We start from the raw sequence: 13,723 nt of genomic DNA, 5'->3' as shown, positions 1-13,723 counted from the left end.
CGTCGGCAAACCGGTTTCGCCCACAAGCACGCCGCCTGCCCCACGCTGGCGCCAGACTCGCAAGCCGGCTTGCCAGCCAGAAGCCGGTCTTGCATTTACTGCGCTACGGGCATAGCGTTCGGAAGTTTTCTTTTCCGTGCCCAGGAGCAACTCCATGTACACCGGCATCGTCCAGGCCGTCCGCCCTCTGCTTGATGTGACCACCTACCCGGGCCACAACCAGTTCACCATCGACCTCACCCCGGAACTACTCGACGAGCTGAAAATCGGTGCCAGCGTCAGTGTCGAAGGTACCTGCCTGTCCGTGACCGAAATCGACGGCAGCCAGGTCAGGTTCGAGGCCATGACCGCTACCCTCGAACGCACCAATCTGAGCAGCTTCAAGCCTGGCCGAAGCGTGAACATCGAACGCTCAGCGAAGATGAACGCCGAAGTCGGCGGCCACCTGATGGCCGGCCACATCGCCACCACCGCCGAGATCGTCGAGCTGTCGATCAAGGAAACCGGCGCCTTCATCAAGTTCCGCATGCCGCCGCAATGGGGCAAGTACGTGTTCCCGCGTGGTTTCATCGGGGTCAATGGCTGCAGCCTGACTGTCGCTGACGTGGAGGACAACGTGATCACCATCAACCTGATCCCGGAAACCCTGCGTCAGACTACCTTCGCCAGCTACCACCCAGGTGAACTGCTCAACATCGAGGTCGACCACCAGACCATGGTGCTGGTCGATGTGGTAGAGCGCACCATCAAAGGTACTCTGGCCCGCGAAAAACTCCTGCCCTGAGGCCTGCACATGCTCCCTAACGCCCTCCCCGCGCGCTCAGCGAGGCGTTTGCGCCTGCAGGTAATGCGTGGTCGCGTCGGCCTCGGCCTGGTCGCCGCCCTCTCGGTGCTTGCCGGCATGACCGATGCCATCGGCTTGCTGGCACTGGGCGATTTCGTGTCGTTCATGAGTGGCAACACCACACGCCTGGCGGTGGCCATCAGTGAAGCTGACCTGGCCCTTGTGCTACGCCTCAGTGGCGCCGTACTGGGCTTCGTTGCGGGCAATGCACTGGGTGTGCTCCTGGCTCGCGGATTGCGCCGTCGAGCCTGGCCGGTGCTGTTGGTGGTTGCCGCACTGCTGGCTTTCGCGGCAGCGTGGCCGTTGCCGGCCACCTTCCCTGCGCTGTTGGCGGCCACGCTGGCCATGGGCATGATCAATGCGGTAGTGGAACAAGTTAATGGCCTGCCCATTGGCCTGACTTATGTTACGGGCGCCCTGTCGCGTTTCGGCCGTGGCCTGGGGCGTTGGCTGCTGGGCGAGCGGCGCAATGGCTGGCGAGTGCAGTTGGTACCTTGGGCCGGGATGTTGCTGGGCGCCGCGCTCGGCGCCTGGTTGCAACAACACCTAGGCCTGCAGGCGCTGGCCGGCAGTTGTGCGCTGGCCTGCGTGCTGGCGCTGGTATCGCGGTTCATCCCGCGGTCCTGGCAGCGTGGCTATATGCCGCGCTGATCATTCGATACGCGGGTGCTGCAATGCCAACTTCTCGCGCTTGGCTTCCAACTCGGCAATCTGCGCATCGATGTCCTCGATCTTCTGCTCGATGTTGTCGTGGTGCTCCTGCAGCAGTTCACGCGCCTCTTCGATATCCGATGCCGCGGGTGCCGCGCCGCGCAGGGGCTTGTTGGCGGTTTCCTTCATGGTCAGGCCGGTGACCAGGCCGACAGCAGCGATCACCATCAGGTAATAGGCAGGCATGTACAGGTTGTTTGTGGTCTCCACCAGCCACGCAGCGAGGGTTGGGGTAAGGCCGGCGATCAGCACCGAGATATTGAAGGCGCTGGCCAGGGCGCTGTAACGGATGTGCGTGGGGAACATGGCCGGCAGCGTCGAGGCCATCACGCCGATGAAGAAGTTCAGCAGCACGGCAATGATCAGCAGGCCGGCGAAAATAAGCCCAAGCACCCCACTGTTGATCAGCATGAATGCCGGTATGGCCAAGGCCAACAGGCCGACACTGCCGACGATGATGAACGGCCGTCGGCCAAACTTGTCGCTGAGCAGACCGATGATCGGCTGCACGAACAGCATGCCGACCATGATCGCGATGATGATCAGCACGCCATGGTCTTCGCTGTAGTGCAGGTTGTGCGACAGGTAGCTGGGCATGTAGGTGAGCAGCATGTAGTAGGTGACGTTGGTGGCAATCACCACGCCGATGCAGGTCACCAGGCTGCGCCAGTGCTGGGTGGCCACCTCCTTGAACGACACCTTGGGCCCGGAGGCCAGGCCTTCACGATCGCCCTGTTCCAGCTTGTCGACGTGCTGCTGGAACGCAGGTGTTTCTTCCAGCGCATGGCGCAGGTAAAGGCCGATGATGCCCAGCGGCAGGGCCAGGAAGAACGGCAGGCGCCAGCCCCATTCGAGGAACTTTTCCTCACCCAGCACCGTGGAAATGAGCACCACCACCCCTGCGCCCAGCACAAAGCCGGCAATCGAACCGAAATCCAGCCAGCTGCCGAGAAAGCCGCGCTTGCGGTCGGGCGCGTACTCGGCAACGAAGATCGAGGCACCGGTGTATTCGCCACCTACCGAAAAGCCCTGGGCCATCTTGGCCAGCAGCAACAGGATCGGCGCCCAGATACCAATGCTTGCATAGGACGGTATCAGGCCGATGGCGAAGGTGCTCAGGGACATGATCACGATGGTCGCGGCAAGGATTTTCTGCCGCCCGAACCTGTCGCCCAAGGCGCCGAAGAACAACCCGCCAAGAGGCCGGATCAGGAACGGCACCGAGAAGGTGGCCAAGGCCGCGATCATTTGCACGCTGGGGTCGGCGTTGGGGAAAAACACCTTGCCCAAGGCATAAGCGACGAAGCCATATACGCCAAAGTCGAACCACTCCATGGCGTTGCCCAGCGCGGCGGCCGTGATCGCCTTCTTCATCTTGGCGTCGTCGACGATGGTGATGTCCTTCAGGCCGATTGGCTGGACGCTTTTCTTGCGAGGTTTCATACCCGTATCCCTGTCGATGAATGCTCTAAGGGATCAGATACAACAGGACACTAAATAATTCAGCGCTTACTGTTTTTTTGTGCGTTTGCGGCACCACCCAACGGCGCCCAGAGAAAAGCCGCTGCAATGGCAGCGGCTTTCATGACCAAGGCCTGGCTTCAGATACCTTCGCGCGCCAGGTCCATGGCGAAGTAGGTCAGGATCAGGTCGGCACCGGCACGCTTGATTGCGCCAATGCTTTCGCGCACCACCCGGCCTTCGTCGATGGCACCGGCCAGCCCGCCGAACTTGATCATCGCATACTCGCCACTCACCTGGTACGCCGCCAGTGGCAGGCGCGACGCGGCGCGGATGTCGGCGATCACATCAAGGTAGGCACCGGCCGGCTTGACCATCAGCACGTCCGCCCCTTCCTGCTCGTCGAGCAGCGACTCGCGCACCGCTTCGCGGCGGTTCATCGGGTTCATCTGGTAGCTTTTGCGGTCACCCTTCAGTGCGGTGCCGCCGGCCTCACGGAACGGGCCATACAACGACGAGGCGAACTTGGTCGAGTAGGCCATGATCGCGGTGTCGTGGAAGCCGGCACCGTCCAGGGCACTGCGGATAGCCTGCACCTGGCCGTCCATCGCCGCCGAGGGGGCAATGAAGTCGGCACCGGCAGCAGCGGCGATGACTGCCTGCTTGCCCAGGTTGGCCAGGGTGGCATCGTTGTCCACGCCATGGTCATGCAGCACGCCGCAGTGGCCGTGGCTGGTGTATTCGCAGAAGCAGGTGTCGGACATCACCACCATTTCCGGCACGGTGTCCTTGCAGATACGCGACATGCGCGCAACCAGGCCGTTTTCGTTCCAGGTGTCGCTGCCATCGGCATCCAGGTGGTGCGATACGCCAAAGGTCATCACCGACTTGATACCGGCGCGGGCATAGCGCTCGATTTCCTGGGCCAACAGCTTCTCGGGGATACGGTTGACACCGGGCATGCTGGTGATCGGCACGAAATCATCGATGCCCTCTTCGACGAAGATCGGCAGGATCAGGTCTTCAAGGCGGAACTCGGTTTCCTGGAAGATCGTGCGCAGGGACTCGTTCTGGCGCAGGCGGCGGGGACGAACGGACGGGAATTGGTTGGACATGACAGCTCCAGGGAATTTGAACGGCGTATACCTTATGCCTGTCGCGCGCCAGTGAAAAGGCTAATTGACGAGATTGTGTCTTGCGTCAATGGCAACGGTCGGGGTTTGCCTGTGCTGGCCTCTTCGCGGGCAAAACCGCGCCCACGAATCCCGTAGCTGCGGGTTTACCCGAGAAGAGGCCGGTACAGGAATAAATTACTGCAGCCAGGGCGGCGTCACTTCCTCTGCCTTGGCCGGCCCATGCTCAGCCTCGGCGCGTGCTGCACGGCGGCGAGCGTCGTCCATTCGGGCGGCGTCGATCTCGCGCATCACCCCGGTTACGTCAGCTTCATGTTCGTCATCCTCGAATACCCCGGTCAACGGGCTGTCGGGCAGCAACTCGCCGGCCTCGTACAACGCCCACATCTCCTGCGCATAGCGGGTGCTTTTCAGCTCCGGGGCAAAGCGCCCGAAATAATGGGCCATGTTGTCCACATCGCGCTGCAGCATGCTGAAGGCATGGTTGTTGGCGGCTGCGTCCACTGCCTGCGGCAGATCGATGATCACCGGCCCGTCCGGGCCGAGCAGCACGTTGAACTCGGACAGGTCGCCATGCACCATTCCGGCGCACAGCATCAGCACGACCTGGCGAATGACGAAGGTGTGGAACGCGCGGGCATCCTCCGCTTCGAGGTGAACGTCGTTCAGCCTCGGGGCCGCATCGCCATCGGCATCGGTCACCAGCTCCATCAGGAGCACGCCGTCCTGGAAATCGTAAGGCTTGGGCACCCTCACACCTGCGGCGGCCAAACGGAACAGCGCTGCCACTTCGGCGTTCTGCCAGGCATCTTCGGCTTCTTTGCGGCCGTACTTGCTGCCCTTGGCCATGGCCCGGGCCTGACGGCTGTTGCGTACCTTGCGGCCCTCCTGGTATTCGGCGGCCTGGCGGAAACTGCGCTTGTTGGCTTCTTTATAGACCTTGGCGCAGCGTACCTCGCTGCCACAGCGCACCACGTACACAGCGGCTTCCTTGCCACTCATCAACGGCCGTAGTACTTCGTCGACAAGGCCGTCTTCGATCAACGGTTCGATTCTTTTAGGTGTCTTCATCAGGCTGCGTTCAGGGTCCTGGCTTTGTTGGCGGACATCCTCTCACAGCCTGATGCGACTTGCTCGTCTGTCTTCAGGCCGGACGAATCAGGCGCCCTGCCCTACCCCAGCAACTGCCCCGCCGCGCGCCCGGCGCCGGGTCACCAGCACCCCCGAGCACACCACCAACACCGCCAGCACCATCGTCGAGACCACTTCCAGGCGATGATCCGGGCGGAACAGCATCAATACCAGTACGCCGCTGATGAACAGGATCACGCCCCAGGTCAGCCACGGGAACAGCCACATGCGGTAACCCAGTGTCTTGCCCTGTGCCGTCAGGCGCTGGCGCAGGCGCAGCTGGGAAATGGCGATGACCAGATATACCAGCAAGGCAATGGCACCGGAGCTTGCCATGAGGAAGCCAAACACCTGAGCCGGCACCAGGTAGTTGGCGATCACCGCCAGGAAGGCAGCCCCCGTCGACAACAAGACTGCCACCACGGGTGTACCACTGCGGCTGGTTATCTGGGCACAGGCCGGGGCATCACCACGGCGGCTAAGCGAATAGACCATGCGCGAGGCGGTGTACAGCGACGAGTTGAGGCAGCTGGTCACCGACGTCAGCACCACGAAGTCGATGATGGCCTTGGCATTTGGCACGCCGAGGGTGTCCAGCACCGTGACATAAGAGCCTTCGGTCGCCAGGCGTGGGTCGGTCCATGGTACGAGTGCGATGACGATGAAGATCGACAGGATGTAGAACAGCGTTATCCGCCAGATCACCGAATTGGTGGCCTTGGAAATATGCTTGCCCGCCTCGTCGGATTCAGCCGCAGCGATGGTCACCACCTCGGCCCCGAGGAACGAGAACATGGTGATCAGCATCGCGCTCAGCACCGCACCGAAGCCGTTGGGCATGAAGCCCCCCGTATCCCACAAGCGCGAAACGCCGCTGACGCCAGACCCCGGCAACAGGCCGAAAATGGCGCAAACACCCAGGGCGATGAAGCTGACGATGGCCACCACCTTGACCAGTGCCAGCCAGAACTCGAACTCACCGTAATTCTTCACGCTGAACAGGTTGGTGGCCGTCAGCAGCAACGTGATCACCAACGACAACACCCAGATCTCCATCTGCGGGACCCAGGAGTTGATGATGGTAGCGGCGATATTGGCCTCGATCGGAATGATCAGCACCCAGAACCACCAGTACAGCCAACCGATGGTGTAACCGGCCCATTTGCCGATGGCGAGGTCAGCGTAGGTTGAAAACGAGCCGGTGTCCGGGGAGGCAACCGCCATTTCGGCCAGCATGCGCATCACCAGCACCACCAGGCCGCCCGCCAGGATATAGGCCAGGATGGTGGCCGGCCCCGCTTCGGCGATGGCGCGGCCAGAGCCGACAAACAGCCCGGCGCCGATCACGCCGGCAATGGACAGCATGGTGACATGCCGTGATTTCAATCCATGACTCAAATTGTTCTTGTGGGTTTGCATGGCGCTACCTTGTTGTTTTTGTCATGCCCACGCAGGGGCCGCCGGCTGCACGTCACCGACGCAGGCGCGAAAAAGCCCGCCCTGCCCTGAATGGTGAGCAGGGCAGTACGGGTTGAGTAAAACGAAACCGCAGGAGGTGTTACCGGGGTGTCAGCTGGCAGCCCTCTGGTTGGCCGACAGGTCGGCCTTGGGGAAGCTGCCGCCCTGCAGGCCGACCTGCTCGCACACCTTCTCGACGATGTAGGCGCCGATCGGGATGGCCGAGGTAGCGGCTGGCGACGGTGCGTTGCATACGTTGACACTGCGCGCGGTGTTGACGAACAGGAAATCGTCGATCAGCTTGCCGTCGCGCGACACCGCCTGGGCACGCACGCCGGCCGGGTAAGGCGTGAGGTCAGCTTTGGTAATGCTCGGGCAGTACTTCTGCACCTGCTTGAGGTACCCGCCCTTGAACAGCGAGTTCTTCATCTCGATCAGGCCCGGGCGGAAGTTCTTCGCCAGCACCTTGAGGATGCCGGGCGTGGTCAGGGTCTGGAACAGGTCGCTGGGGCTGACATCGGTCTTGCGGTAGCCCTCGCGCTTCATCGCCAGCACAGCGTTGGGGCCTACGGTGACGGTGCCATCGATCATGCGGGTCAGGTGCACCCCCAGGAAGGGCATCGACGGGTCGGGAATTGGGTAGATCAGGTGGTTGACGATCTGATTGTGCTGCTTGGGCAGCAGGTAGTATTCGCCACGGAACGGGCAGATCACGAATTCGGTACGCAGACCGAGCATGCTCACCACGCGGTCGGCCATCAGCCCCGAGCAGGTCACCAGGAAACGGCTGCGCAACTCATCACGCTGAGTGCGCACGATCACTTCACTTGCCTGTTCCTGCAGGCCGACCACTTCTGCGCCATAGCGGATTTCGCCACCGGCACGCTGGAACTCTGCGGCCATCGCAGCAGTGACTTGGGCGTAATTGACGATGCCGCTGGACGGCACGAAGATGCCCCCCATACCGACGATGTTGGGCTCACGCTCGCGCAACTCGTCAGCCGACAGCCAGTAGCGTTCCAGGCCATTGGCCGCCGTACGCTCCCACAGCGCTTTCATGCGCTGCATTTCCAGATCGTTGGTGGCTACCAGCAGCTTGCCGCACTCATCGAAGCGAATGCCGTGCTGGGTGCAGAAGGCTTTGGTCGCCTTGTTGCCTTCCAGGCAGAAGCGCGCCTTGAGGCTTCCGGGGGTGTAATACACGCCGGCGTGGATCACGCCACTGTTATGGCCGGTCTGATGGCGGGCCGGGCCAGACTCTTTCTCCAGCAGGAGCATCTTCGCGTCCGGGTAGACCTTGATCAGGTGCATGGCCGTGGACATGCCCACAATCCCGCCGCCAATAATGATGAAATCGTACACAGCCTTACCTCACACGCAGGCATTGCCTGGCAGGCTCACCAAAGCCCGCACGGGGCCTGGTGGCATTGTTTTGTGCAAAAACGCGTGGGCGGGCGCCCGCCCCGCGCCCTGTCATTATTGCCCGCGCTGGTACAGCGGCTTGGGGAAGGCGACGTAACCACGCTGGCGCATCAGTTCGCGGCGCAGGCCCTCGTGCGGGGTAAAGCGATCGCGGCCATGCAGCCAGAACAGGTTGTTGATCAGCAGGAAACTGCCTACGCCAACCGGTACCGAGACCTTCTTGCCGCTGCCTTCCAGCGACTCGGACAAGGCGTTCAGCCAGATACCTTCCTCGTAGTTTTCCGGCTGCACGAACTGGTCAATGTAGCGCATGGTCGGCCGGCCTTCGGCATCGGTGTCGAATACCGAATGGAACACATCTTCGGCAACCTTTTTGCTCGGCGGTGCGGTCCAGCGCATTTCGCGACGGGCCATCGGGTGACGGAAGAACGCCTCGCACTGTTCCCAGTCGTCCAGGTGCAGCAGCAGCGAGTTGCCGCCTTCCATGTTCTTTTCGTCGATCTTCAGCATCAGCACGTAGTCGGTGATCTGGTTCACGAACGTGCCGTCGTTGTGCAGCTCCATGACCCGGTGCGGCTGGCGCAGGTAACTGTCGGAGTTGTCGCTGTTGACCACCACGAAGCGCGCATAGAACTGACCACTCATGGCGTCATAGTTGGAACGGCCGATCAGGTGAGCGCAGGCCGTGGTGAACTTGACCATGTCTTCGGCCTGGCTCACATCATCCAGGCCAATCGGGGTGATCAGCATGCCGCCTGTGGCGCGGTCGAGGATGGTGTTGAGCAGCACCGGGCGCAGCGTGCCCTGGCACAGCTCGTCAAGGATTTCGCCTACACGAAAACGCAGGAACGACTTGTACTCCAATGCCTGCACCGGCCATTGGGCAACGGCCTGCACGAACGCTTCAACGGTTTCCCGGGCAAAGGTCAGTTCAAGCAGGCGCGGCGACTGTTTCGAGGGGGCGATGGTGTAGCCCTGCGGTTCGAGCGGCAGTGGCATGACAAGTTCGTCGATCTGCGTAAAGGCGTTCATGGCAGTGTCCTGGCTAAAAAGTAGGTGGCGCCGTCCGGTCATGACCTGGATCAGTGCGGGCGAGGTAAAAATATCGCCACTAACCAAAAATGTCTACATTTTTATGTTTCAGCGACACTATTTGCGTTTGTCCATTGTTTTTCGTCTACAGAGGGTTTCGGTATGATCGGCAAAACGTTTTGAGGAACAGGATCTTGGAAGCGCTCGCCCCCCGACAAAACTCAGCATTCAGCGGGTATGAGAGGCTCAAGAAGGACATCATCCGCGGGGTGTTCAAGCCCGGTGAAAAGCTGTTGATGAGCACCCTCAAGGAACGCTACGACCTGGGTGTGGGCCCGCTGCGCGAAGCGCTGTCGCAACTGGTGGCCGAGCACCTGGTCAACGCGATCAGCCAGAAAGGCTACCGGGTAGCGCCCATGTCGCTGGATGAGATGAACGACATCTACGACGCCCGCGCCAACCTGGAAGCGATGATCATTGCCTTGGCCATCGAGCGCGGCGATGACGCCTGGGAGGCGTCGGTGCTGGCCCACTCGCATACCTTGGCCAAGGTGGTGGAAGTGAAAACCCGCGAGCAGCGGTTGGATGTGTGGGACGAGCGGCACAAGGCGTTCCATACTGCCATTGCCTCGGGCTGCGGCTCCAAGCACCTGCTGCAGGCACGCACCTACCTGTTCGACCAGGCCGAGCGTTACCGCCACCTGTGGCTGACGCAGACGGTGTTTTCCGAAGAGGCGCTGGCGCTCAAGCGCCAGGAGCATGCGGCACTGGTCGAGGTGATCCTCGCCCGGGATGCCAAAACTGCCAGCGCCATGATGCGCTCGCACCTGGTGACACCGGTACCGATCATTGCGCAGATCATGCACGCCGAAGGCATCGGTGCCCGCTAGATGAATTTTTCTTAAATCGCCGGTTGTCTATTCTTTGGCACAATCAGATCTCCATTAGATGCCCAGGAACCAGCATGCCTCGCGTACTGACCATCGAAGACGACGCCGTCACCGGCCAGGAAATCGTCGCCGAACTGACCAGCCACGGTCTGGAAGTGGATTGGGCCGACAATGGCCGTGAAGGCCTGGCCAAAGCCATTGCGGGCGGCTACGACCTGATCACCCTGGACCGCATGCTGCCCGAGGTCGACGGCCTGACCATCGTCACCACCCTGCGCAACCTCAAGATCGCTACGCCGATCCTGATGATCAGCGCCCTCTCCGACGTCGATGAGCGGGTGCGCGGCCTGCGTGCAGGCGGGGACGACTACCTGACCAAGCCGTTCGCCTCCGACGAAATGGCCGCGCGAGTCGAGGTATTGCTGCGCCGTAACAGCGTACCCACGACCCAGACCCGCTTGCAGGTTGCCGATCTGCAGCTGGACCTGATCAGCCACGAGGCGCGCCGCGGTGACAACACCCTCAATCTGTTGCCCACCGAGTACAAGCTGCTGGAGTACCTGATGCGCCACAGCGGCCAAGTGATCACGCGGATGATGATTTTCGAGGAGGTCTGGGGCTATCACTTCGACCCGGGCACCAACCTGATCGACGTGCACATCGGCCGCCTGCGCAAGAAGATCGACTCACCCGGCCAGTCGCCGCTGATCCGTACGGTACGGGGCTCCGGCTATGCCATTGCTGAACCCGTCTAAAGGCTGGAGTTCTTCTACCAGCCGCCTGTTAGCGCTTTACAGCTTTCTGTTCGTGGCCTGGAGCAGCATCCTCATGGGGGTGCTGTATTTCGAGGTCTCCAGCTACCTGAACAAACTTACCCGTCACTCCATGCTGCAGCGCCAGCACCTGTTCGCCCACATGAGCGGCAAGCAACTGGACGACGCCCTGATCGCCAGCCAGGCCTTCGAGGAGCGCAGCTTTGACGCCTACGGCCTGTTCGATAGCCAGCTCAACCCGATTGGCGGTACCGTGCGAGCCCTGCCCCCAGAGCTCAAACTGGACGGCAAGATCCATGAGCTGGAACGCTGCCTGGATGCCGACGACCCACGCGTGCCCCGCGACAGCTGCGACGCGGTGGCAATCAAGGTACAGGATGGCCGGTGGCTGGTGCTGGTGCGTGACAATGGCTCGCTGTTCGTGGTTACCCGGATCATCCTGCACGCCCTGCTCTGGGGCATCTCGCTGACCCTGATCCCGGGTTTTGCCGGTTGGTACCTGCTACGGCGCAGGCCGCTCAAGCGTATACGGGCGATCCAGGCCCAGGCCGAACTGATCGTCGCCGGCGACCTGACCCACCGCCTGCCACTGTCGGCCCGCCGCGACGAGCTGGACATGCTTGCGGCGATCGTCAATGCCATGCTCGACCGTATCGAACGGCTGATGCATGAGGTCAAGGGTGTATGCGACAACATTGCCCATGACCTGCGCACACCGCTGACCCGCCTGCGCGCCCAGCTGTACCGTATTCGCCAGCAAAGCGACGTGGATTCTGCGCAAGCCGAAGCGCTGGACCAGGCCATTGGCGAAACCGACACCTTGATGGCGCGCTTTCGCGGGTTATTGCGCATCAGCGAGCTGGAAGACCGTCAGCGCCGTGCCGGCTTCGTCCAGCTTGACCCGCATGAACTGGTGGTAGAACTGCACGATTTTTACCTGCCATTGGCCGAGGATGGCGGCATTCAACTGCAATTGCACCAACCTGCGCAGCTACCGGCGTTGCACGGCGACCGCGAACTGCTGTTCGAGGCCTTGGCGAATCTGGTGGGCAACGCGATCAAGTTCACGCCCGAGGGTGGTCGGGTGCGCATCACCGCCACGCAGGATGACAACGGCGTGCACTTGGCGATTGAGGATAGCGGGCCTGGTATTCCCGAAGAAGAGCGAACGGCCGTGCTGAAACGGTTCTATCGCAGCGATGAAGGCCACCGCCATGCCGGCTTCGGGCTGGGGTTGTCGATCGTGGCGGCAATCGTCGACCTGCATGGGTTCGAGCTGGAGATTGGCGAAAGCGAATTGGGTGGGGCCAGGCTGGTATTGCACTGCCCGCTTGCGGATCTAGGCAAGTAAAAGCTGGGGCCGCTTTGCGGCCCTTCGCGGGCACGCCCGCTCCCACAAGTTGGCGCGACATTTCAAGTGTGCGCTATCCCTGTGGGAGCGGGCGTGCCCGCGAAGGGCTGCACCGCAGCCCCAGTTACTTCAGTCAGCCAGACGCCAGGTAGTCGTGCCCTTGCTGTCTTCCAGCACCACCCCCATGGCAGTCAGCTGGTCGCGAATGCGGTCGGACTCGGCCCAGTTCTTGTCCGCACGCGCCTGCAGGCGTGCCTGGATCAAACCCTCGACTTCAGCCGCATCGACCTTGCCTTCGGCACCGGCACGCAGGAAGTCATCGGCCTCCAGTTGCAGCACACCCAGCACATCACCCAGCTCGCGCAGTCGACCGGCCAGGCCAGCAGCAGCCTCCACGTCGCTGTCGCGCAGGCGGTTGATCTCGCGCACCAGATCGAACAGAACGGCACAGGCTTCGGGGGTGCCGAAGTCGTCGTTCATCGCCACGCTGAAGCGCTCGACAAACGCTTCGCCACCCTTGGCCGCCACCCGTGGCAGGCCGCGCAGTGCGTGGTAGAAGCGCTCCAGCGCGCCCTTGGCGTCACGCAGGCTGTCTTCCGAGTAGTTGATCGCGCTGCGGTAGTGGCTGGCCACCAGCAGGTAGCGCACCACCTCCGGGTGGTACTTCTCGAGCACGTCGCGGATGGTGAAGAAGTTGTTCAACGACTTGGACATCTTCTCGCCGTTGATACGGATCATGCCGCAATGCATCCAGGCGTTGGCGTACTGCTTGCCAGTGGCCGCCTCGCTCTGGGCAATCTCGTTCTCGTGGTGCGGGAACTCCAGGTCGCTGCCGCCACCGTGAATGTCGAAGCTCTCGCCCAGGCAGCAGGTGGACATCACCGAGCACTCGATGTGCCAGCCCGGGCGACCCGGGCCCCATGGCGATTCCCAGCTCGGCTCGCCCGGCTTGACGCCCTTCCACAGTACGAAGTCGAGCGGGTCCTGCTTGGCTTCGTCGACCTCGATGCGTGCACCGATACGCAGGTCTTCAATCTTCTTGCGCGACAGCTTGCCGTAGCCGACGAACTTGCCGACCCGGTAGTACACGTCGCCATTGCCTGGCGCGTAGGCGTACCCTTTGTCGATCAGGGTCTGGATCATCGCGTGCATGCCAGCGATATGGTCGGTGGCACGCGGCTCCTGGTCCGGCGGCAGAATGTTCAGGCGGCGCTCGTCTTCGTGCATCGCGTCGATCATGCGGGCGGTCAGGGCGTCGAAACTTTCGCCGTTCTCGTTGGCCCGGTTGATGATCTTGTCATCGATGTCGGTGATGTTGCGCACGTAGGTCAGCTCATAGCCGCTCTTGCGCAGCCAGCGGGTGACCAGGTCGAAGGCCACCATGCTGCGGCCATGGCCCAGGTGGCAGTAGTCGTACACGGTCATGCCGCACACGTACATGCGCACCTTGTTGCCATCCAGCGGCTTGAAGACTTCCTTGGTTTTGCTCAGCGTGTTGTAGATGGTAAGCACGGCGG

At 62.0% G+C, this 13,723-nt stretch carries 12 protein-coding genes; 5 read left to right on the top strand and 7 right to left on the bottom strand.

Annotation, left to right across the window (positions count from 1 at the left end; genetic code table 11):
* The first annotated feature begins 154 nt into the window (after positions 1-154).
* Positions 155-784, top strand: a complete 630-nt coding sequence (locus tag QYE47_RS10660; RefSeq protein WP_014591225.1) for a riboflavin synthase — start codon at positions 155-157, stop codon at positions 782-784.
* Positions 785-793: 9 nt separating this feature from the next.
* Entirely contained in the window at positions 794-1,495 is a 702-nt protein-coding gene (locus QYE47_RS10655) for a YoaK family protein (RefSeq protein ID WP_070383871.1), read from the top strand.
* Here QYE47_RS10655 and proP read toward each other — a convergent pair whose 3' ends face one another.
* From proP to glaH, 6 genes are all read right to left on the bottom strand, one after another.
* The gene (gene proP, locus QYE47_RS10650; RefSeq protein ID WP_014591227.1) at positions 1,496-2,998 is read right to left on the bottom strand and encodes a glycine betaine/L-proline transporter ProP; all 1,503 of its coding nucleotides are present in this window, start codon (positions 2,996-2,998) and stop codon (positions 1,496-1,498) included.
* A 158-nt stretch (positions 2,999-3,156) separates the two neighbouring features.
* A complete protein-coding gene (gene hemB, locus QYE47_RS10645; protein WP_010953815.1) occupies positions 3,157-4,131 on the bottom strand; it encodes a porphobilinogen synthase in 975 nt (324 codons plus the stop codon).
* A 195-nt stretch (positions 4,132-4,326) separates the two neighbouring features.
* The gene (locus tag QYE47_RS10640) at positions 4,327-5,220 is read right to left on the bottom strand and encodes a PA4780 family RIO1-like protein kinase (RefSeq protein WP_014591228.1); all 894 of its coding nucleotides are present in this window, start codon (positions 5,218-5,220) and stop codon (positions 4,327-4,329) included.
* 87 nt (positions 5,221-5,307) lie between these two features.
* Positions 5,308-6,699, bottom strand: a complete 1,392-nt coding sequence (gene gabP / locus QYE47_RS10635) for a GABA permease (protein ID WP_012052530.1) — start codon at positions 6,697-6,699, stop codon at positions 5,308-5,310.
* Positions 6,700-6,849: 150 nt separating this feature from the next.
* Complete coding sequence (gene lhgO / locus QYE47_RS10630) at positions 6,850-8,100, bottom strand: L-2-hydroxyglutarate oxidase (protein ID WP_014591231.1); 1,251 nt, start codon at positions 8,098-8,100, stop codon at positions 6,850-6,852.
* Between the two features lie 114 nt (positions 8,101-8,214).
* Complete coding sequence (gene glaH, locus QYE47_RS10625; protein WP_014591232.1) at positions 8,215-9,192, bottom strand: glutarate dioxygenase GlaH; 978 nt, start codon at positions 9,190-9,192, stop codon at positions 8,215-8,217.
* A 194-nt stretch (positions 9,193-9,386) separates the two neighbouring features.
* Here glaH and csiR point away from each other — a divergent pair, with 194 nt between their 5' ends.
* The 3 genes from csiR to QYE47_RS10610 all read left to right on the top strand — a co-directional run bounded on the left by csiR (position 9,387) and on the right by QYE47_RS10610 (position 12,206).
* A complete protein-coding gene (gene csiR / locus QYE47_RS10620) occupies positions 9,387-10,082 on the top strand; it encodes a DNA-binding transcriptional regulator CsiR (RefSeq protein ID WP_070383870.1) in 696 nt (231 codons plus the stop codon).
* Positions 10,083-10,156: 74 nt separating this feature from the next.
* Entirely contained in the window at positions 10,157-10,837 is a 681-nt protein-coding gene (locus QYE47_RS10615) for a response regulator transcription factor (protein WP_010953809.1), read from the top strand.
* Entirely contained in the window at positions 10,815-12,206 is a 1,392-nt protein-coding gene (locus QYE47_RS10610; protein WP_070383869.1) for a HAMP domain-containing sensor histidine kinase, read from the top strand. The genes QYE47_RS10615 and QYE47_RS10610 overlap by 23 nt, the downstream gene beginning before the upstream one ends.
* Positions 12,207-12,335: 129 nt before the next feature.
* Here the strand turns inward: QYE47_RS10610 and cysS are convergent, their stop codons facing one another.
* Complete coding sequence (gene cysS / locus QYE47_RS10605; protein ID WP_014591235.1) at positions 12,336-13,718, bottom strand: cysteine--tRNA ligase; 1,383 nt, start codon at positions 13,716-13,718, stop codon at positions 12,336-12,338.
* Between the last annotated feature and the right edge of the window lie 5 nt (positions 13,719-13,723).

Origin of the sequence: Pseudomonas sp. 2,4-D (assembly GCF_030418155.1) — a bacterium.
In the GTDB taxonomy this organism is placed as follows: domain Bacteria; phylum Pseudomonadota; class Gammaproteobacteria; order Pseudomonadales; family Pseudomonadaceae; genus Aquipseudomonas; species Aquipseudomonas alloputida.
The sequence above is the reverse complement of the archived record's forward strand: the minus strand, read 5'-3'. Positions and strand labels throughout refer to the sequence as shown.

Excerpts from the sequence above, each read along its gene's own strand:
- QYE47_RS10660 (WP_014591225.1), top strand. The coding sequence starts at position 155 with ATGTACACCGGCATCGTCCAGGCCGTCCGCCCTCTGCTTGATGTGACC.
- QYE47_RS10655 (WP_070383871.1), top strand. The coding sequence starts at position 794 with ATGCTCCCTAACGCCCTCCCCGCGCGCTCAGCGAGGCGTTTGCGCCTG.
- proP (WP_014591227.1), bottom strand. The coding sequence starts at position 2,998 with ATGAAACCTCGCAAGAAAAGCGTCCAGCCAATCGGCCTGAAGGACATC.
- hemB (WP_010953815.1), bottom strand. The coding sequence starts at position 4,131 with ATGTCCAACCAATTCCCGTCCGTTCGTCCCCGCCGCCTGCGCCAGAAC.
- QYE47_RS10640 (WP_014591228.1), bottom strand. The coding sequence starts at position 5,220 with ATGAAGACACCTAAAAGAATCGAACCGTTGATCGAAGACGGCCTTGTC.
- gabP (WP_012052530.1), bottom strand. The coding sequence starts at position 6,699 with ATGCAAACCCACAAGAACAATTTGAGTCATGGATTGAAATCACGGCAT.
- glaH (WP_014591232.1), bottom strand. The coding sequence starts at position 9,192 with ATGAACGCCTTTACGCAGATCGACGAACTTGTCATGCCACTGCCGCTC.
- QYE47_RS10615 (WP_010953809.1), top strand. The coding sequence starts at position 10,157 with ATGCCTCGCGTACTGACCATCGAAGACGACGCCGTCACCGGCCAGGAA.
- QYE47_RS10610 (WP_070383869.1), top strand. The coding sequence starts at position 10,815 with ATGCCATTGCTGAACCCGTCTAAAGGCTGGAGTTCTTCTACCAGCCGC.